The sequence below is a fragment of the Acidimicrobiales bacterium genome, assembly GCA_041394185.1.
Classification (GTDB): Bacteria; Actinomycetota; Acidimicrobiia; order Acidimicrobiales; family Poriferisodalaceae; genus JAAETH01.
Genome location: JAWKIQ010000002.1, coordinates 86,266 through 105,921, shown reverse-complemented (window position 1 = coordinate 105,921; position 19,656 = coordinate 86,266). Strand labels below are relative to the sequence as shown.

Here is a 19,656-nt window from a genome sequence, read left to right as displayed (position 1 = left end):
ACTGCCTAGGGGTGTCACGTGCCTTCCGCTCTGATAACAGGAATCACCGGCCAGGACGGCCAATATCTCGCCGAGTTCCTGCACTCGATGGACTACAAGGTCTACGGAATGGTCCGTGGTCAGCGCAACCCGAGGGCCGACATCATCCAGCGCGAGCTTCCTTTCGTCGAGCTGGTTTCCGGCGATCTCCAGGACCTGTCGTCGCTGATCGCTGCTCTCGAGTACAGCCAGCCCGATGAGGTGTACAACCTCGGCGCCATCAGCTTCGTGGCGCTGTCGTTCAAGCAGGCCGAGCTGACCGCCGACGTCACCGGCCTGGGTGTTCTGCGCATGCTCGAGGCGATCCGCCTGGTCGGTGGTCAAAACAACCCCATCCGCTTCTATCAGGCTTCCAGCTCGGAGATGTTCGGCAAGGTCCGCGAGACTCCCCAGACCGAGTTGACGCCCTTCTACCCGCGGTCGCCGTACGGAACCGCGAAGGTCTTCGGCCATCACACCACGGTCAACTACCGCGAGTCCTATGGCCTCTACGCGTGCTCGGGCATCTTGTTCAACCACGAATCGCCGCGGCGCGGCATCGAGTTCGTCACCCGCAAGGTCACCAACGCCGTCGCCAGGATCAAGCTCGGCTTGCAGAGCGAGTTGGTGCTGGGCGATCTGACGCCGCAGCGCGACTGGGGCTTCGCGGGCGACTACGTCAAGGCGATGTGGGCGATGCTGCAGCAAGACGAGCCCGACGACTTCGTCGTGGCTACGGGCCAGACTCACCAGGTCCAGGAATTCGTGCGGCTGGCCTTTGAAGCGGTTGGCATCGAGGACTGGCAGTCCCACGTGCGACAGGACGAGCGCTTCATGCGCCCGGCCGAGGTCGACCTGCTGATCGGCGATTGTTCCAAGGCTCGGGATCAGCTCAACTGGGCTCCCGAGGTCGAGTTCAAGGATCTCGTCACGATGATGGTCGAAAACGATGTGGCGCTAGAGAGCGCCAACCTCAACCGCTGAGCAATCCCGTCGCATTATCAGCGGCCAGATGACACCCAAGCGGTGAGGTTGTTCTGTACTCTCCGGTAGCGGTCGTGGACTTACGGGCGGAGCACCCGATCGGACCAGACCGTGCATCGATCAGTTGCGGCTATTGCAGCCTTGGCCCTCGCCTTGTCGGCGATGGCTGCGCCTGCGTCTGCCGACGAACCCGTTTCGCCGACGTCGACCTCGGCTGCCGTGCCGCAGCCCGAGATGTCTTCGACGACCTCGACGACGCTTTCGCCGAGCATCACTGCAGCTGACGATCCGGTCGATGTGTCCACCTCGGTGGCGCCGACCACAACCACGACCTCGACCGCGGCGCCGACCACGACCACAACGTCGACCTCGGTAGCACCGGCCACGACCACAACGTCGTCCGTGGCACCGGCCACGACCACAACGTCGTCCGTGGCACCGGCCACGACCACGACCGTGGCGCCCACCCCGCCTGTGTTGGGCCCGGCTTCGGGTCCAGATCCTTGCGTGCTGGGTTGCGCGGTCGGCGAGGTCGTGCTGTCGCAGTGGCACCTGGCCGCCATGGGGCTAGATGCTCCGCTCGATGGCGGTGGTCTGGCGATTGCGATCATCGACTCGGGGATCGAACTCGATCATCCCGACCTCTCGGGCCTTGTCGAGCGGCCCGGCTGCGCACCGGGAGAGCCCATCGAGACCGATCACGCAACGTCGGTTGCAGGCCTGGTGGCTGCCCATCTGGGCGACGGGTCGGGCCTGGCCCCGCTGGTGGACGACGTCAGGTTGCTGGACATCCCCGTGTACAGCCTGGTCGATGGTGAGTTGATCGCAAACGACGCTGCGGTCGCCACCGCCGTCACATGCGCCGTCGCCGAAGGCGCTTCGGTGATCAACCTTTCGATGGCCAGCCAATGCTCGGCGATGCCCCGGGTGGAGGCGGCCATCGCCGCCGCGCATCGGGCGGGTGTCGTGGTCGTCGCGGCCGCCGGCAATCATCGAGGTGAGACGCTGGTGTGTCCGGCAGCCTTCGACACCGTCATAGGCGTTGCCGCCAGCGATCAACAGGCACGACCGTTCACATCGCTGGCGTCGGCCGATGTCGTCGCTCCGGGCCGGTCGCTTCTGACCGCCGGCGTGTTTCCGGGACGGCCCCAGACGACCCGAACCGGTTCGTCGTATGCCACCGCCATCGTTTCGGGAGCAGCGTTGGCGCTCAAGCAGATGCACCCTGAATGGACTGTCGACCGCATCGCTACGCATCTCCACGACCTGTCGCGCGCTGCGGTTGCAGCCAATAGGCACCTCGACCTGTCGGGTCTGGGCCAGTCGCGTCCGGGCTTGCAGGTGCTCAGCACGTCAGGAACCGTGCACGCGCTGGGCGACTCTGTGCCGATCGTCGGGCCCGAGTTCGTGCATCGCGGGGCGGTGGCCGCGGCGCGCAGTTGTTCGGGGCTGTGGACGGTGGATGCTGCGGGGCTCGTCCGAACTGGCGGCGACGCCGCGTTCGTTGGCGACGTCCGCTCGATCGCGCTGGCTGCTCCGGTGGTCGCAATCGTTGCGACGCCCTCGGGTAGGGGCTATTGGCTGGCAGCGGCCGACGGCGGCGTCTTTGCGTTCGGCGACGCCGGATTCTTTGGCTCGCTCGGCGGGGTGAACCTCGGTGCTCGGGTGGTCGACATGGTCGCGTCGCCCTCGGGTCGTGGGTATTGGCTCTTCACATCCGACGCCCGCGTGTTCGCCTATGGGGATGCGACCTATCAGGGCAGCATCCGGGCGACGGTTTCCGGCGCTGCCAACCTCGGCGCCGGGTATGCGTTGATCGTCGATCGGGGTGTCGTGACCCTGCCGGTTGCCGGCTATGTCTCGGCAACCGGGTCTGGGCGCCTGGTCGGTGCGATCTCGTCCGCTGGAGAGCTGTGGTTCGTTCACGACACAGGCGACGTCCGCAACGCCGATGGCACCGCTAGCTTGGTTTCACCGCCAGCGGTGGCGGTGGCGCGGGTCAACCGGTCCGTCGATTGTTAGGGAGTAACGGCCAACTGCCGACATTGCTGGTGGTGAGTGCCCACCGATGCTTCGTTTCACAGATGAGCTGATCGCCGCTATGGCCCGAACTAGTGCTGTTTTTGTTTCCTTGACCCTGATCTTGTCGGCCCTGGCCGGCATCGGCTCGTCGTCGGCCGGCGCTCAGAGCGCGTCGGCGGCCGCCGTTGCGCCCGACCAGATCGTCATCGAAGGCAAGGGTTTCGGCCACGGGCGTGGCCTGGGCCAATACGGGGCGTTGGGCTACGCGGTCGACGACGGATGGACCTACGAGCAGATCCTCGACCAGTACTACGGCAACACGACGTTCGGCGAGATCGTCGCCGACGAAGACATCAAGGTTCACCTCACCGCACTGAACCGCACACCCCTCAGGATCACCGCAAACACGCCGTTCTCGGTGGCTGGTGTCGAATTCGCCGCCGGCGAGGCGGCCCGTATCCGCCTGGAGGGAGTCGATCGGTTTGCTGTGGACCGCGGGCCCGATTGCGCCGGTGCCGACTGGGCGGCCGCTGCCTCCGGCATCGATGGCACCGAGGGCCAAAACGGCCATCCGTTCATCGAAGCGGTCGTCGGGTTGGCCGAGCAAGGCGACGACCTGAACCAGATGCTGCAGGTCTGCACCGGCGACGACAAGCGTGCCTATCGCGGGGCCTTGCGGTTCGTCGAGATCGGCAACGAGTCATTTGTGCTCAACCGGCTCCCGCTCGAGCAATACCTGAGGGGCGTCGTGCCTCGCGAGTCGCCGTCGTGGTGGGGCACAAGAGGTGAAGGCCGCGGCCTCGAGGCCCTGAAGGCCCAGGCGGTGGCGGCGCGCTCGTACTCGATGGCCCAGGCCGCAAGTCGCCGGGTCAGCGGCTATGCCTCCGACACCTGCGACACGCAGTCGTGTCAGGTCTATGGCGGAGCGGGCCTGAACGGTTTGCCCCTAGACCACGGGCCGGCACAGGCCACCACCAACGCTGCGGTTCTGGCCACAGCAGGCCAGGTCAGGCGCCACACCGACAGCTCGATCGCTCTCACCGAGTTCGCCTCGTCGACCGGGGGCTGGACCGCCGACCTGAACGAGGGCAGCGCTTTCCCGGCGGCCGAGGATGCCGGCGACGACGTGTCGCTGAACCCCAACCACAACTGGAGTGTCGCCATCGATCGCAGCCGCATCGAGGAGATCTGGCCGTCGCTGGGAACCCTGGTTCGTATCGACGTGACTCATCGCAACGGTCTGGGCGAGCTCGGGGGAAGGGTCCGTGGACTCGATCTGGTTGGCACCGCCTCTACCGTGCAGCTGCGATTCAACAGCTGGGGCGGCGACGTGTTTCGCCGGTCGTTGGGCCTGCGATCCGACTGGTACCACTTCCCCGACTTCGAGTCTCCCGAGCCTCAGACCCAGGGCCTGTATCTGGCCAAGTCCGACGGCACGGTGCTGGCGTTCGGGCGGGCGATCCACTACGGCGACATGTCGGAATATGACCTGAAGGAGCCCATCGTGGGCGTGGCAGCCACGCGCTCGGGGCGAGGGTATTGGCTTGTGGCCTCCGACGGTGGTGTGTTCGCTTTCGGCGACGCGACGTTCTGGGGCAGCACGGGCGACATCGTTCTGGATCAGCCGATCGTCGGCATGACGCCCACGGCCAGCGGCAACGGATATTGGCTGGTGGCCTCCGACGGTGGTGTCTTCGCGTTCGGCGACGCGGCGTTTCACGGGTCGATGGGTGGTGTACGCCTGGACAAGCCGGTTGTGGGGATGTCTCGCGCACCCAGTGGGCTTGGTTATTGGCTCGTTGCAGCAGACGGTGGAATTTTCGCATTTGGCGATGCCCCCTTCCACGGCAGCACCGGGGGCATGAACCTCGACCAGCCGATCGTGTCGATGATTCCCTCGTCTTCGGGCCAGGGGTACGCGTTCGTCGCCAGCGACGGCGGGGTCTTCATGTTCGGAGACGCCCGCTTCCTGGGCAGCAGGGCCGGGCGCGACAACAAGGGACGGGTGGTTGCGTTGGCGACCTCATCCACGGGTGATGGCTATTGGATAGTCACCGAGACCGGCCGAAGCTTCCCGTTCGGAGATTCCCCCGATTATGTGACCAGCGTTGCGGGCGACGGCGTGGTTTCGGTGGCCTCGCTGCGCTGACGAATCGGGCCGGGCTCTGGTGAGTCAGCGCTCTTCGAGCCACTCCGAGCCGTGGCGGGTCCACGATCGAGCCAACGAACCGAACTCGCGCTCGAGCTGACGCCGCTTGACCTGAAGCCGCTGAAACCCCAGAACGGCGAAGCCGATCGCGGTGTACGCGGCGTCCCTTAGATCGTCTGACTCTGAGCTGGCCATCGGGGGTTGAAGGTATCGGTCCCGAGCCACCTCGACACGCGCAAAACCGGGGGCTTCGCGGGCCTATCGAGGTCGATGTCGAGTACCCTCGCCAAGTCGTGACCGAGTCGCCCGCTGCCCTTCCCCCGGTTGTCGCCGTGGTGGTTGCGTGCAACCCCGGCCCGTGGTTCGAAGAGACGCTTTCCAGCCTGACCACTCAGACCTACTCGAGCCTCGAAATCCTCGTAATCGACACCGGCTCGGAACCGGTAGCAGAGCGCGTCAGCGCCGTGGCTCCCCGAGCGGTGGTGCACCGGGCCGAGGCGGCCAAGGGTTACGGCGCCGCGGCCAACATGGTCACCGAGTCGGTTTCGGGCGCAGGGTTCTACCTGTTTCTCCACGACGACATCGCCTTGTCCGAAGACGTCGTGTCGATCCTGGTCGAAGAGGCTTTCCGTTCCAATGCCGGAATCCTCGGGCCCAAGATCGTCGATTGGTCAGATGGCCGCCGCATCCGGTCTGTGGGCATGGCGGTCGACAAGACGGGTGTTCAGGCTCCGTATGCCGAGGCCGGCGAACTCGACCAAGAGCAACACGACCGGGTGCGCGACGTATTTGCGCTGCAGTCGGGCTGCCTGCTCGTCAGATGTGACCTGTTCGAGTCGGTCGGCGGCTTCGACCCCGAGATCGACTTTCTGGGCGACGACGTCGACCTGTGCTGGCGTTCTCACATCGTCGGTGGGCGGGTCATGGTGGTTCCCGACGCCAAGGTCAGGCATCTCGAAGCCCTGGGCGCTCGCCAGCCCGACATCAGCAGGCGCCATCGGCTGCTGAGGCATCGGGTTCGGTCGATGCTCAAGTGTTATGGCTGGGTCGACCTGCTGCGGGTGCTGCCCCAGGCGATCGTCTGGTCGGCGGGCGAGATCGTCTTTTCGGTGCTCACCGGCCGCTTCGCCCAGGCTCGCGAAATCGCCAGCGCGTGGACTTGGAATCTCCGACGCTTCGGGCGGTTTCCCAAGATGCGTCGCGAGATCCGCAAGATCAGGCGAGTCCGCGACAGTGATGTGAGGCGCCTTCAAGTCGGCGGAAGTGCCCGATTCTCGGCGTTTCTGCGCGGCCAGATCGGGGAAGGTTCGCGCTTCCAAGACTTCGCGGCGCGCGGCCGCGAGCTTGCCGGCGCCATGTCGGAGGGTCCGCGGCGGGTTGCCCTGGTCGTGTGGGCCGTGCTGGCGCTGTTCCTCGTCTTTGGTGCCAGGCACCTGATCACCAGAGACATCGCATCGTTCGGGCAGTTCCTTCAGTTCCCGTCGAGGGGGGCCTTCCTGCACACATTCGGCTCGAGCTGGTCCGACGCCGAGCTGGGTTCTTCTGGGTTCGTTCCGGCCGGTGTCGGGATGCTCGGCCTGGCTTCGACCCTGCTGCTGGGTGCCACCGGGCTGCTGCGCAAGCTCTTGATCGTCGGCCTGATACCGATGGGATGGATAGGCGCCTGGCGGCTGTCGGGGCCGCTCGGGTCCAGGCGTGGCCGGTTGGTTTCGGCTATCGCCTACGCAGCAATACCCATCGCGTACGACGCGGTGGCGGCCGGCCGCTGGGACGTGCTGCTGCTGTACGCCACGATGCCTTTCATCATCGGCCGACTCGCTCGGCTCATCGGGGCCTCGCCCTACGGCCCCCAAGGCGACGGCCCCGGGCCCGGCGTGGTGGTTCGCAGCGCGGGGCACCAAACGGTGTCTCTGGCCTTGGCTCTGGCCATAGTCGCTGCGTTCGAGCCATTCGTGCTGGTGATGGTTCCCGCCATCGCAACGGTGCTGGTGGTCACGTCGATTCTCACCGGCCATGTTCTGCGGCCATTGCGCGCCGTGGTCTTGAGCCTGGTCGCCTCGGCGGTGGCCCTGGCGATGCACGCCCCATGGCTGTCGCGCTGGCTGGACGATCCCGAAGCGCTTTGGCAGTCGGTTCTGGGTCCTAACCGGGGTGGCCCGACCGAGCTGATCGACATCGTGGGCTTCTCGGTGGGCCCGTGGAGCACTTCGGTGGTGACCCTCGGGATACTGGTGGCTGCCGCTCTGTCGTTGGTGATGGGGCGCGATTGGCGGGCCACGTGGGCCACCAGGGCATGGTCGGTTGCGCTGGTGTCTTTTGGCGCGGCCTGGGTGTCGTCCAACCAGCCGTTCTCGCAGCTGGAGCTGCCAGACGTACATCTGCTGTTGGTTCCCGCTGCGGTCGGCGTCTCGTGGGCCGCAGGCATAACCTTTGCGACGTTCGAGTTCGACATTCCCCGCTTTGGGCTCGCAGCTCGACGCTTGACGGTCGGCATCGGTGCAGCCGGGTTGGCCTTGGGCAGTCTGTCGGCTTTGGCCGCCGCGGCCGGCGGCACCTACGGCGCACCCACCACTGATCTGTCCGGTGCGCTCCGCCTCATCGCGAACGAACCCTCGGAAGGTTCGTTCAGGGTCATGTGGATCGGCGACCCCGAGCTGTTGCCGATACCGGGCCGCGAGATATCCGAAGGCCTGGCGGTCACCGCCTCCAGCGACGGCCTGGCCGATGTCAGGTCTGCCTGGCTGACCCCGGCCAACGCGGCCAGCGAGTTCATGGTCGAGTCTTGGAGTGCGGCCCTGGCCGGCGACACCGCTCGCCTGGGTCGCCTGCTAGCGCCGATGGGCGTCAGATACTTGGTGGTGCCCCAAGCCGCTGCGCCGTCGTTCGCGGGCGGCGTGGTGACGCCTGCAGACGCCGACCTGATCGACACCTTGTCGGCACAACTCGACTTCGACCGCATCGCTTCAGATCCGTCGGTCATCGTCTACCAGAACCTCGCCTGGAGGCCGGTCAGGGCAGTTACGGTCTCCGACAATCCGGTGCTGGGCACCAGCACCCCCACCGAGCTGGCGTCGACCCCCACCGGTGACTGGTTCCCGGTCTTCGTCGACCGCAAGTCGCCCGTCGAATACACCGGCGACGTTCCTGCGGGCACGGTGGTGCTGGGAGTCGGCGACGCCGACACCTGGAGCATTCAGGCTGGTGGCCGAACGGTGCAGAGCGCCCCTGTGCACGGCTGGGCCGGCGGGTTCGAGCCCGGTGTCACAACCGGGGCGACCCTGGTACACACCCCGCCGGACGCGAACGGCTGGATACTGCTGGCTCAGTGGGTCGGCTGGTTGGTCGTGGCCCGCATCGCGTTCGCCGAACGACGCCGATCGCCCGATGCTGCGCCCGCAGCGCCCACCGGCGAGCCCGGCACCCACGACGAGCCCTCGCTGCTGGCGCAACTCGAGATAGGAACCGGCGGCCAATTCGATGAGGTCGTGCCATGAGAGCCTGGAGATGGCCGGCGCGTCTGGCGATCGTCACCGCCGTTGCGTCCGCAATCGTCATAGACGCCCAGTTCGGCGAGGAGCAGCCCATCACCGAGGTAGTGGCGGCCGAGACCACTCTCGAGCTAGGTGGGTACCCGCTGCCTGGTGCGGGGGCCGATGCCTTGAGCTCTACCTGGTATTGCCCCACGATCCGATCCGGCTCCGCCGATGGCGGGCTCTTGACGGTCGCCGAACTGTGGGTGACCAACCTGCAAACCGCCCCGACCACCGTCACGGTGACCCTGCAGAGCGCCACCGACCGCGACGTCGTCGTCACGCAACAGTTGGCGGCCCGCTCGTCGACGCTCATCGAGTTGGCTGACGATCTCGTCGCCGACCGAGTCTCGGCGATCGTCGAAGCCGAGCGCGGCCAGGTCTTCGTGACCCGCCAGATGACCAATGCGCTTGGCATCGACGATGCACAGTGTGCTCCAGAAGCCTCGACCGAGTGGCTGTTTGCCGCCGGCGACACACAGCGCGACGCCACCGAGGTGGTGCAGGTTTTCAACCCATTCCCCGACGACGTAGTGCTGGACGTGACCTTCGCAACCGAGGTCGAGGCCGGACAGTACAAGGCGGCTGAGCTTCAGACGATCGTGGTTCCGGCCCGGCAGGCGGTGGGTGTTTCGATCGGCGAGTACGTGCGTCGCCGAGACGTGGTTTCGGTCGTGATGACCTCGCGCGGCGGGGGAGTGGTGGCCGACCGCCTGCAGTATTACGACGGCAGCGAGGGCCGGCGAGGCTTTTCGGCCGGGCTCGGAATATCTTCGCCCGCCACCACCTGGATTCAGCCCGGGCTCGTGGTCGACGACGGCACCACAGCCCTTCTGCATATCCACAACCCGAACCCGATCGAAGCCGAGATCGACGTTGCGGCCTTTGCGGCTTTGGCCTTCGCCGGTGGTGACCCGATCGCTCTGACCGTGCCGGCCCACGACACGCTGGTGGTTCCTGTGGTCGCCACGGGTGAGCCATCGGAGGGACTGAAGCTCGAGGTCGATCCAGACGTCGAGCTCAGTGTGGTCGTGCAGTCGGCCAACTCGGTGAGCTTGGCCGTCGAGGTCGAGATGGTCGTCGAGGAACTGGTCGTTCCGGCACCGCCCACGACCACCACGACCACCACGACCACTACAACCACCGAGGCACCGACCACGACCACCGAGGCGCCGACGACCGATGCCTCCGAGGCCGCCGAAGGCGAGGCGTCGGGCACCACCACCACCGAGCCGACCGAAACGACCACGACCACCACGACCACGACGACCACCACCACGACAACGACGACGGTTCCCGAGCCGATCGAACCCCCGGCGATAGCTCGCGACTTTCGTGCGAAGTCGGGTTTTGCGGTGTCACCCCTGATCTCTCGCTTCGCCACCTCGTGGCTGGTGGTCGGAACATCGGACTCCGACGTGGTCTCCACCGCCCTCATCCACAACAGTTCGGCCGAACCCGTCGATGTCATCGTCGGGCGCCTCGACGGGACCGCCGTCGAGACCCTTTCGATCGAACCTGGGGTGTCGGTTCGCAGGCTGGTGCCGTTGGCCGGCAACGTCTTGTTGCTCGACGCCTCGGGCCCCGTTGCGGTGCTGATCTCCAGTGAGCGGGTCGATGGCGAGGGTGTTTCGTTGGTCCCGGCGTTGCCACTCGACTGACAACCCAGCAGGCTTGTCCTAATGGAACGCGTAATCATCGCCGCAGCCATCATCGCGGTGGCCCTCGTCGTGGCCTTTGTGGCCCAGCGACGCCGCACCGATCCTCCTACCCAGGCCACGCCGGTGCGGTCATTGCCTCAGCAGCTCGACCGCGAAGACTTCGCTGCTCCCGGAACCACATTCGTCGTGGTGATGTTCTCGTCCGACACCTGCGACGCATGTGCGTTGGTTTCCGAGACGGTGAAGGCGATCGAAGCCCCCGACGTGGCGTTCCAGAACGTGTCGTGGCAGGCCGACAAGAAGTTGCACGCCCGCTACGAAATCGAGTCGGTACCGGCAACGGTTATCGCAGGGCCAGACGGAGCTGTGGGCGCAGCATTCCTGGGCACCATCGTCGAGGCAGAACTGGTCGAGGCGATGCAGGCGTTCAGGAACCGCCTCGCCGACGAGAGCGCCTGACGTCGTCGCCAGTGGGGCTCAGGGCTGGGGTACGTCGGCGACGGGTGCTGGCGGGTTGTTGGCCAAGGCGATGGCCTGAACCTCGGCGCCAGTGATGGTCTCGCGTTCCAGCAATGCCTGAGCGATCTCGTCCAGCGCAGGCCGGTGCTCGGTGAGCACACGCCTGGCGCGCTCCTGCTCCGTGCGCAGTATGCGTTCGACCTCTTCGTCGATGACCCTGGCGGTCTCGTCGCTGTAGTCGCGGGTGTGCATGAGGTCCTCGCCCAGGAACACCTGGTTGTTCGAGCCCCAAGCCATGGGGCCGATACGGTCGCTCATGCCCCACTCGCGCACCATCTTGCGGGCGAACTCGGTGGCGACCATCAAGTCGTTGGCCGCGCCCGTCGAGGTGACGCCGTAGATGAGATCTTCGGCCATGCGACCGCCCATCAGCACCGCAAGCCGGTCTTCGATGTACTTCTGGTCGTAGCTGTGGCGTTCCTGCGGAAGCTGCTGGGTGACACCCAGTGCCTGCCCGGTGGGCAGGATCGTGACCTTGTGCACCGGGTCGGCGTTGGGCAACACGGTGGCCAGCAGTGCATGTCCGCCTTCGTGATAGGCGGTCATCTCCTTCTCGTGGTCGGTCATGGCGACCGACTCGCGGCGCTGACCCATCAGCACGCGGTCTCGGGCGTTCTCGAAGTCGATCGCCTCGATGCGATCTGATCCTCGGCGCACAGCGTGCAGCGCCGCCTCGTTCACCAGGTTGGCCAGATCGGCACCGCTCATGCCCGGGGTTCCCTTGGCCATGGTCTTGAGGTCGACGTCGCCACCCATGCGCTTGTCGAGGCAGTGCACCTTCAAGATCGCGAGTCGCTCCTCGGACTCTGGCAGGGGCACCACTACCTGGCGGTCGAAGCGGCCGGGCCGCAGGAGGGCCGGGTCGAGAATGTCGGGTCGGTTCGTGGCGGCCATCATGACGATGCCTTCTGTGGCCTCGAAGCCGTCCATTTCGGCGAGCATCTGGTTGAGGGTCTGCTCGCGTTCGTCGTGGCCGCCGCCCAGGCCCGCACCTCGCTTGCGCCCGATCGAGTCGATCTCGTCGACGAAGATGATGGCTCGGCCAAGCCTGCGGGCGCTCTGGAACAGGTCGCGGACACGGCTGGCGCCGACGCCGACGAACATCTCCATGAAGTCCGAGCCGGTCACCGACAGGAAGGGCACGCCGGCTTCACCAGCGACAGCGCGGGCGATGAGCGTCTTGCCTGTTCCTGGGGGGCCCACCAACAGCACGCCCTTGGGGATGCGGGCACCGATGGCCGCGAACTGATCGGGCTTCTTCAAGAAGTCGACCACCTCGGTGATCTCCTGCTTGACACCCTCGTATCCGGCGATGTCGGCAAACGTCGTGCCTGGGCGCTCGGTCGTGTAGGTCTTGGCCTTGCTGCGCCCGATAGACATGATGCCCGACATCTGGCCCTGGGCCCGGCGCTGCATCCACCAAAAGAAGCCGATGAGCAGGCCGATGGGCAGCAGCAGAGGAATCAGCTGGATGAAGAAGTTGGTGGTCTGGTTCTCGAACTCGACCCCGACGTTGCGCTCCTCGAGGAGTTCGATGTGGCTCTCGATCGGGTCGCGGGGGCCCTTAGTGCGGATCTTGGTGTCGGAGTCGTCGAGGGTCGCGACGATGTCGCCGGTGTCGTTGTTGATTACGACAGACTTGACCTCGCCATTGCGAACCTGCTCTTCGTACTGGCTGAAGGTGACCTGCTCGGCGTTGTCGGCTTCGAACATCTGCGGCACGAGAAAGGTCGCCACGACGATGCCGATCAGAATCCAGAGAGACCAGCGTGGGAAGCCGCCGTCGCCCTTGTTGGTGCGCGGCGCCCCGCCGTCCTGATCGGTTGGTGGAGGGGACTGTCGGGCCATCACTACATGGTAGGGGTGAAAGTGTCCACTCGGGCGGGCGCGGGCGCGGTACCTTGGCCCCACATGGGGTTCGTCACCAACGTCGTGCCGGTTTCCGAGAGGTTGTGTTCGCGGCCTCTGTGCGGAGCCCAAGCCGAGGCCGTGCTGCTGTTCGACTACGCATCGGGCCACGTGGTGCTCGACTGGACCCGCGAGGTCCACGATCCGAACCACCTCGAGTTGTGTGCGGCCCACGCCGAGCGCTTCCGGCCACCGAACGGATGGACGATGGAAGACCGGCGGGTGATCGGCCCGCCAGCTCGTATCGACCTGGTCGGCGGCGAAACGGTCGAGTCTTTCGTACGCTGAGCGGGTGCACGCACCCCAACCCAATCCAGGCGCGCCCTCACCAGCTGGTCGATCTCATTGGTGGGGGCTGATCGGCCTCGCATTCGCCGTATGGTTCGCCTCACAGGTCGTGGGTGCTGTGGCTGCGGCCGCTGTGGCCGACGGCCGCAGCTTCGACTCGTTCTCGGGCCGAGACCTGTTCGTGGTCACCTTGCCATTCCAGCTGGTCATCGGCGGCGGAGCCATCTTGCTGGCAAGGTGGTCGGGCTCGGGGTACGAGCTGTTGCGGCTGGGGCAACACAAGTGGTCTGATCTGCCGGTCGGCCTGGCGATCGGCGCGGCCCTGCAGCTGGTCGTGGGCATCGTGTACCTGCCGCTCTCCGAGCTGTTCGACCGCGACACGAGCGCAGCGCGAGAGCTGGCCGATCGCTTCGACGGAGGCGACATCGCCTTGTTGTTCTTGATGGCCGGCGTGTTTGCCCCCATAGTCGAGGAGTTGTTCTTCCGCGGTGTACTGCAAGGGGCTCTCGAACGGCTCCTGCGTCCGTGGGTCGGCGTTGTGGTGGCGGCGCTGTTGTTCGCCTTCACCCACTTCCAGGTCTTCGAGCTGTTGGGCTTGTTCATCTTCGGGTCGGCCGCGGGCGCCATCTTGCGTCGCACGGATCGCATGTCGTTGGCGGTCACGGTGCACATGGGGTTCAACATGGCGAGCCTGTTGGTGTTGGCAACCACCTGACCCGAAGGGCCAGCCGTCACTTTGAGTGTTATGGCTGACCCGCACATCACTCTGGGTGGGAAATCTCGACCCGTTCCCTCAAATCGCTACGGAGAGTGGCGATGGATAGACAGCGCACCACACGAGGTGGTCGATGTCGAAGGGATAGCCACATGGCGGCATGCTCGCACTGCGGACGAACGATGATCGAGATCGAGCTCTCCACGCCGACGGCACCGGTGACCATGCGCAGCTGTTCGCGATGTGATCGTCGCGAGTGGTTCGTCGACTCCGAACCGACCGATCTCGAGGGCGCCCTGGAGCAGATCGCCACCACCGGCCGGCGGTAGTCCCACCACGGTGAGCGGCGCGGTTTTGGCCATCACCCGACCTGCCGCACCAGAGCGGTCCGCACCTGCGATCATGGTGCGTTCATGCAGACTCCTTCGGAATCTCTGCCAGCGGGCGACTTGACACAGGTGGTCGAAGAACCCCAGGCGGAATCGGTCGAGACACAGTCGGACTCACAAGGACACGAACCCCGACAGCGCGCGAGCGCTGCCGAGAGGTTCGGCGCCCTGTACTCCAGGGCACGTTCGGCGACGCCCGAGTCGTGGGTGACATTCGCCGTCGTGGTCCTGAGCGTGGGCTTGGTTTTCCTGCGACTCCACCCCAGCAAGATCCTGGCCGACACCACCCCGGCGGGCGGCGACATGGGTGCTCACGTGTGGGGCCCCGCCTACCTGCGCGACAACCTGCTGTCGGGCTTCAGCTTCCGCGGCTGGACCATGGACTGGTACGGCGGGTTCCCCGCCATGCACTTCTACATGGTGCTGCCTTACCTCCTCATCGTCCTGCTCGACGTCGTGTTGCCCTATGGCGTTGCCTTCAAGCTCGTTGCGGTCGCGGGTGTAGTGACCATTCCGGCGTCGGCCTATGCCTTCGGTCGCCTGGCTCGCATGCCCTTCCCGGTGCCCGCGATCTTCTCGGTGGCCGGCCTGCTGTTCGTATTCGACTTCAACTTCACCATCTATGGCGGCAACATCGCGTCGACCCTCGCAGGCGAGTTCGCGTTCTCCTTGAGCCTGTCGTTCGCTCTGTTGTTCCTGGGCTTCTTCATCAGGGGCGTCGACGAGGGCACTCACCGGGTGTGGGCTGCGGTCTTCCTGGCGGCGACGGCGACCTCGCATCTGATCCCGCTGGCGTTCGCCGTGGGTGCAGCTGTAGTGATCGTTCTGGGCCGCGCCTACCACCGGCTGCCGAGGCTGCTGGGCGTCGGGCAAACCATCCTGGTGACGGTCGCAGGCGTGATGATGCTGGCCGCCGTGTTTCGGCTGACAGACGCCGCGCTGCCCCGCCTGGTTGCTGTGGCCTCGCTGGCCCTGCTGCTGATGATCGTCGACCTGCGTCGTGCATGGTGGGCCCTGACGGCCGGAACGGCCGGCATCATGCTGGCTTCGTTCTGGTTGGTGCCCTTCCTCTTGCGGCGGCACTACCTGAACGACATGGGCTGGGAAAAGCTCTACGACGTCCGCAACAACCTCTTCCAGCCCGAGCTGCTTTCCGGCACCCATCTCGAAACGACCTGGCTTTTGGGGATGGCCGCGGTGGGCGTCGTCCTGGGAGTGGTCTTGTGGGACCGCATGGCCCTCACCTGGCTGGGCATCGGCGCCATGGCTGGGTTTGCCTTCGTTCACTGGCCCCAGAACAGGCTGTGGAACGCTCGCTTCCTCGGATTCTGGTATCTGGCGCTCTACGTCATGGCGGGGCTCGGAGCCTGGTTCGTTGCCCGAGCGGTCGGTGGCGAACTCAAACGACGTTGGCAGGCCAGCGGTCATCCCTACGGATCCGATGCGTTCAGGGCTCTGCGCCTGGCGTTCCCGGCGTTTGTGTTCCTGTTCGGTTATGGCTACACGAGCCTCCACCTCGGCCTGCTGCCCGGTGGCAGCACTACCGCCGATGGCGGCTATGCGTGGGGTCCGTTGAGGGTGTCGGCCGACGACCGCAACTTCGTCTCGGGATGGGCCAACTGGAACTTCTCGGGATACGAACGCAAGGACGCCTATCCCGAGTACTACAACCTGATGACCACGATGGATCGGCTGGGCGACGATCCCGAGCACGGTTGCGGCCGGGCCATGTGGGAGTTCGGCCGCGAGCACCTCGATCGTTATGGCACGCCCATGGCACCCATGTTGTTGCCACACTGGACCGACGGGTGCATCGCCTCGATGGAGGGCCTGTACTTCGAATCGACAGCGTCGGTACCGCACCACTTCCTGATGCAGTCGGAGCTGTCACAGGATCCTTCCAGGCCCATGCGCGACATCCCGTACTCGGGGTTCGACATCGACGAGGGCATCGCCCACATGAAGCTGATGGGCGTCAAGTACTACATGGCGTTCAGCGACACGGCGCTCAGCGCGGCCTTCGCCCGCCCCGGCGAACTCGAGTTGGTCGCCCAAAGCGACGGCTGGTCGATCTTCGAACTCGCCGAGACCTCCATCGTCGAACCGTTGAGCTATGAGCCCGTCGTAGTGGAAGACATGGGACACAGTGGCCGTGAGTGGACCGATCCGGCGGTCGCTTGGTTCAACGACCCGCAAGCCCGTCAGGTCGTGCTGGTCGACGAGGGCCCAGATCAATGGGCGCGGGTGGACCTCGTCGCCGAGGTGCCCGCCCAGCCCGACGGCACCCCCAGGCAACCCGCCTACGCTGCGCCGGCACCGCTGCATGAGCTCGAGCCCGCCACCGTTTCCAATGTCGTGATCGACGACGACCGGGTTTCGTTCGAGGTCGACCGCACCGGCGTGCCGGTCTTGGTGAAGGTGTCCTACTTCCCGAACTGGAGCGTCTCGGGCGCTGAAGGTATCTATCGGGCCACCCCCAACCACATGGTGGTCGTGCCGACGTCCAACAGCGTGGTGCTCGAGTACGGCGACACCCCGGTCGAGTACGGCGGCTATGCGTTGACGCTGGCCGGCATCGCCTTGTTGTTCGGCCTGGCTCGGTTTGATCCGTTCCGACTTCGCCGCGACCCCGATGGCCGGCTCGTCGACAGCAGGGGACCGGCCTTCTGGGAGCTTGCGACCCACCCCGTAGACGGCGGCGAACCCGACGAAGGCGACGGCGCCGGCGCGGACGGGGCCGAAGAGGTAGAGACCGACGAGATCGAGGCCGACGAGATCGAGGTTGCCGAAGTCGCCGCTGACACCGAAGTCGCCGGCGAGAGCGAGCCCGAGGAGCCCGACCCAGTCCCATGAAGCGCCGTCTCCGCCGCTTCCTGCTGATCGGCCTGGTGGTCACGGGCGTGGACTTGAGTCTCCTCGTGGGTCTGGGCACCCGGGCCGGTTTGGCCTGGATCGTTGCCGACCTGATTTCGGTGCTGGTGGCCTCTGGCGTCTCGTTCGCCTTCCATCGGGTCATCACCTTCGCCGACGACCCCCATGCCCTGGTCGACCACCGGCCGCTGTCGTTCTTCAGGGCCGTGTATCCAGCAGTCGCCGCCGACGTGGCGATGGTGGGTCTGGGCGTCGCGCTGGCCGGTGAGTCGACCACCTCGGCGCTGGTCTCCAAGGCCGTTGCCCTGGCTGTTGCCGCCATGGTCAGGCTGGTGCGCTACCGGCGGGTGCTGTTCGCCGCGGTCAGGGCCGATCAGGTGCCGACCCTGGGCCGACCCCCGGCCCCTGGCGACGTCCGGCTGTCGGTCGTGTTGCCCGCATACAGGGCAGCCGAGGTAGTGGGTCCGTCTGTGCAGCGCCTTCGGGTCGAATTGGCCGCACAGGGAGTCAGCGATGTCGAGGTCGTCGTGGTCGACGACGGCTCCGACGATGGCACGGCCGAGGCCGCCCGAGCCGCTGGTGCCGACTTGGTGGTCGTCCAGCCGCAGAACCGGGGCAAGGGAGCCGCGGTGCGTGCCGGAATGCTGGCAGCCTCGGGGCGAACCCGGGTGTTCACCGACGTCGATCTGGCCTACCCGCCGGCCCAGATCGCGGTCTTGCTGGCGACCATCGAGGACGGCAGCGATCTGGTCGTTGGTTCGCGGCGCCACTCGGCGACCCACACGGTGCACCGCGGCCCCAAGCTGCGCGAGGTCGGCTCGCTGGTGTTCAACCTGTTCACCTACGTCGTGTTGCTCGGCCAATACCGCGACACCCAGTCGGGGCTGAAGGGCCTTCGCAGCGACGCCGCCGACCTGATCTTCAGCCGCACGCTCGTCGACGGATTTGCCTTCGACGTCGAGGTGCTTCACCTGGCCGAACGCTTCCGGCTGACGCTCACCGAGGTGCCGGTGGTTCTCGACAACATCGACGACTCGACCGTCAGCTTCGCAGCCGACACCATGCGTATGGTGCGTGATGTGTTTCGGGTCAGGCGTTGGTCGGCCCAGGGACGCTACGACAGCGATCAAGCCGACCGGTCAGCGGTCGACCGTTGGGTGTAGTTACATCGTTATGCCAGACCCGGCTCCGAGCCGGCAACCGACAGGATGGTCGAAAACCATGAGCTCGATCCCGCCGATTCCCGCCGAGCGTCTAGACGCGATCGTCAAGGCCTACGACGTCAGGGGCACGGTTCCAGACCAGCTGGATGCCGACATCTGCCACTCGTTCGGTGCTGCCTTCGCCAGGTTCGTGGGCACCGAAGCAGTGATCGTCGGGCGCGACATGCGACCTGACGGCGTCGACTTCTCGGAGGCATTCGCCAGGGGTGTCATGTCTCAGGGTGTCGATGTGGTCGACATCGGTTTGGCCTCGACCGACATGTTGTACTTCGCTTCGGGCCACCTCGACCTGCCCGGTGCGATGTTCACCGCTTCGCACAATCCGGCTGGCTACAACGGAATCAAGCTCTGCGGCAGAGCAGCCAAGCCCATCGGCACCGAGACGGGTCTGCTCGACATCAAGGCGATGGTGGTCGAGGGCCATCAAAAGGTCGGGGCCGGTAACCACAGCAAGGTCGAGCTCCTGCCCGACTTCGTCGCCCACATCCACTCGTTCATCGACACCGCCAAGCTCCGACCGCTGAAGATCGTGGCTGACACCGCCAATGGCATGGGCGGATACGTTGCGCCGGCGGCATTCGAGGACCTTCCCGTCGACATCGAGATCCTCTACCCAGAACTCGACGGCACCTTCCCCAACCATCCCGCCGACCCGATCCAGCCAGAAAACCTCAGAGACCTCCAGCGGCGCGTGCTCGAGACCGGAGCCGATATCGGCCTGGCGTTCGATGGTGACGCCGACCGTGTGTTCCTGGTCGACGAGAAGGCCCAACCCATATCCGGCTCGCTGACGACCGCCCTGGTCGCCAAGGCGATGCTCGCTCGAACAGGCCCCGGCCCCATCATCCACAACCTGATCTGTTCGCGTTCGACCGCCGAGGTGATCCGCGAGAACGGTGGCGAGCCGGTTCGCACCAAGGTCGGACATTCGTTCATCAAAGCGGTGATGGCCGAAACGGGTGCTGCGTTCGGTGGAGAGCACTCGGGTCACTACTACTTCCGCGACAACTGGAAGGCCGACTCGGGGCTGATCGCAGCGATGATCGTGCTAGAGCAACTGAGCGACTTCGGCGGGCCGCTGTCCGAGCTGATCGCGCCCCTCGACCGCTATGTCGCCTCCGGCGAGATAAACACCCGCGTCGACGACGCGGCAGCGGTCATCGATCGCGTGGCCGAGGCCTATGCGAACCACCCCCAGGATCGGCTCGACGGGCTCACCGTCGACATGGGCGAATGGTGGTTCAACCTCCGGCCGTCCAACACCGAGCCTCTGCTGCGGCTGAATCTCGAGGCGCCCACGGCTGCAGAGGTCGACGCCCACGTCGACGAGGTCAGGTCACATTTCGCCTAGCGCCGACCGGCGATCGCTAACCTTTGGA

15 protein-coding genes are annotated in these 19,656 nt (G+C 65.9%); 12 read left to right on the top strand and 3 right to left on the bottom strand.

Annotation, left to right across the window (positions count from 1 at the left end; all coding sequences use genetic code 11):
• Positions 1–18: 18 nt before the first annotated feature.
• A complete protein-coding gene (gene gmd / locus R2770_08020) occupies positions 19–1,002 on the top strand; it encodes a GDP-mannose 4,6-dehydratase (protein ID MEZ5280406.1) in 984 nt (327 codons plus the stop codon).
• An 80-nt stretch (positions 1,003–1,082) separates the two neighbouring features.
• Here the strand turns inward: gmd and R2770_08015 are convergent, their stop codons facing one another.
• Positions 1,083–1,448, bottom strand: a complete 366-nt coding sequence (locus R2770_08015) for a hypothetical protein (protein ID MEZ5280405.1) — start codon at positions 1,446–1,448, stop codon at positions 1,083–1,085.
• Here R2770_08015 and R2770_08010 point away from each other — a divergent pair.
• Complete coding sequence (locus tag R2770_08010) at positions 1,435–3,024, top strand: S8 family serine peptidase (protein ID MEZ5280404.1); 1,590 nt, start codon at positions 1,435–1,437, stop codon at positions 3,022–3,024. The genes R2770_08015 and R2770_08010 overlap by 14 nt on opposite strands.
• Positions 3,025–3,070: 46 nt before the next feature.
• Complete coding sequence (locus R2770_08005; protein MEZ5280403.1) at positions 3,071–5,173, top strand: SpoIID/LytB domain-containing protein; 2,103 nt, start codon at positions 3,071–3,073, stop codon at positions 5,171–5,173.
• Positions 5,174–5,197: 24 nt separating this feature from the next.
• Here the strand turns inward: R2770_08005 and R2770_08000 are convergent, their stop codons facing one another.
• Positions 5,198–5,368 carry a hypothetical protein gene (locus R2770_08000; GenBank protein ID MEZ5280402.1) on the bottom strand — a complete coding sequence of 57 codons (171 nt, stop codon included), beginning with the start codon at positions 5,366–5,368 and terminating at the stop codon, positions 5,198–5,200.
• 98 nt (positions 5,369–5,466) lie between these two features.
• On the opposite strand from R2770_08000, the gene R2770_07995 reads away from it, so the two are divergent.
• Genes R2770_07995 through R2770_07985 form a run of 3 tightly spaced genes read left to right on the top strand, consistent with a single transcriptional unit; the run spans position 5,467 to position 10,823 of the window.
• Positions 5,467–8,667 carry a glycosyltransferase gene (locus tag R2770_07995; protein ID MEZ5280401.1) on the top strand — a complete coding sequence of 1,067 codons (3,201 nt, stop codon included), beginning with the start codon at positions 5,467–5,469 and terminating at the stop codon, positions 8,665–8,667.
• The gene (locus R2770_07990; GenBank protein ID MEZ5280400.1) at positions 8,664–10,364 is read left to right on the top strand and encodes a hypothetical protein; all 1,701 of its coding nucleotides are present in this window, start codon (positions 8,664–8,666) and stop codon (positions 10,362–10,364) included. Before R2770_07995 ends, R2770_07990 begins: the two co-directional genes overlap by 4 nt.
• A gap of 21 nt (positions 10,365–10,385) precedes the next feature.
• On the top strand, positions 10,386–10,823 hold the full coding sequence (locus R2770_07985; GenBank protein ID MEZ5280399.1) for a thioredoxin family protein: 438 nt from the start codon (positions 10,386–10,388) through the stop codon (positions 10,821–10,823).
• Between the two features lie 18 nt (positions 10,824–10,841).
• Here the strand turns inward: R2770_07985 and ftsH are convergent, their stop codons facing one another.
• A complete protein-coding gene (gene ftsH, locus R2770_07980; protein ID MEZ5280398.1) occupies positions 10,842–12,731 on the bottom strand; it encodes an ATP-dependent zinc metalloprotease FtsH in 1,890 nt (629 codons plus the stop codon).
• 63 nt (positions 12,732–12,794) lie between these two features.
• Here ftsH and R2770_07975 point away from each other — a divergent pair, with 63 nt between their 5' ends.
• The 6 genes from R2770_07975 to R2770_07950 all read left to right on the top strand — a co-directional run bounded on the left by R2770_07975 (position 12,795) and on the right by R2770_07950 (position 19,628).
• Positions 12,795–13,079 (top strand): DUF3499 family protein, encoded by a 285-nt coding sequence (locus R2770_07975; GenBank protein MEZ5280397.1) that lies wholly within the window; start codon positions 12,795–12,797, stop codon positions 13,077–13,079.
• Positions 13,080–13,083: 4 nt separating this feature from the next.
• Entirely contained in the window at positions 13,084–13,794 is a 711-nt protein-coding gene (locus R2770_07970) for a type II CAAX endopeptidase family protein (GenBank protein ID MEZ5280396.1), read from the top strand.
• A gap of 182 nt (positions 13,795–13,976) precedes the next feature.
• Positions 13,977–14,123: a hypothetical protein gene (locus tag R2770_07965; protein MEZ5280395.1), complete on the top strand. Its 147-nt coding sequence runs from the start codon at positions 13,977–13,979 to the stop codon at positions 14,121–14,123.
• 84 nt (positions 14,124–14,207) lie between these two features.
• Positions 14,208–17,036 carry a hypothetical protein gene (locus R2770_07960; GenBank protein MEZ5280394.1) on the top strand — a complete coding sequence of 943 codons (2,829 nt, stop codon included), beginning with the start codon at positions 14,208–14,210 and terminating at the stop codon, positions 17,034–17,036.
• On the top strand, positions 17,033–18,217 hold the full coding sequence (locus R2770_07955; GenBank protein ID MEZ5280393.1) for a glycosyltransferase: 1,185 nt from the start codon (positions 17,033–17,035) through the stop codon (positions 18,215–18,217). Before R2770_07960 ends, R2770_07955 begins: the two co-directional genes overlap by 4 nt.
• Positions 18,218–18,275: 58 nt before the next feature.
• Entirely contained in the window at positions 18,276–19,628 is a 1,353-nt protein-coding gene (locus tag R2770_07950; protein ID MEZ5280392.1) for a phosphomannomutase/phosphoglucomutase, read from the top strand.
• Positions 19,629–19,656: the final 28 nt, after the last annotated feature.

Bases quoted from the DNA above. Each gene is read 5' to 3' on its own strand.
- R2770_08005 (MEZ5280403.1), top strand. From the start codon at position 3,071: ATGCTTCGTTTCACAGATGAGCTGATCGCCGCTATGGCCCGAACTAGT.
- R2770_08000 (MEZ5280402.1), bottom strand. From the start codon at position 5,368: ATGGCCAGCTCAGAGTCAGACGATCTAAGGGACGCCGCGTACACCGCG.
- R2770_07990 (MEZ5280400.1), top strand. From the start codon at position 8,664: ATGAGAGCCTGGAGATGGCCGGCGCGTCTGGCGATCGTCACCGCCGTT.
- R2770_07985 (MEZ5280399.1), top strand. From the start codon at position 10,386: ATGGAACGCGTAATCATCGCCGCAGCCATCATCGCGGTGGCCCTCGTC.
- ftsH (MEZ5280398.1), bottom strand. From the start codon at position 12,731: ATGGCCCGACAGTCCCCTCCACCAACCGATCAGGACGGCGGGGCGCCG.
- R2770_07975 (MEZ5280397.1), top strand. From the start codon at position 12,795: ATGGGGTTCGTCACCAACGTCGTGCCGGTTTCCGAGAGGTTGTGTTCG.
- R2770_07965 (MEZ5280395.1), top strand. From the start codon at position 13,977: ATGATCGAGATCGAGCTCTCCACGCCGACGGCACCGGTGACCATGCGC.
- R2770_07960 (MEZ5280394.1), top strand. From the start codon at position 14,208: ATGCAGACTCCTTCGGAATCTCTGCCAGCGGGCGACTTGACACAGGTG.
- R2770_07955 (MEZ5280393.1), top strand. From the start codon at position 17,033: ATGAAGCGCCGTCTCCGCCGCTTCCTGCTGATCGGCCTGGTGGTCACG.
- R2770_07950 (MEZ5280392.1), top strand. From the start codon at position 18,276: ATGAGCTCGATCCCGCCGATTCCCGCCGAGCGTCTAGACGCGATCGTC.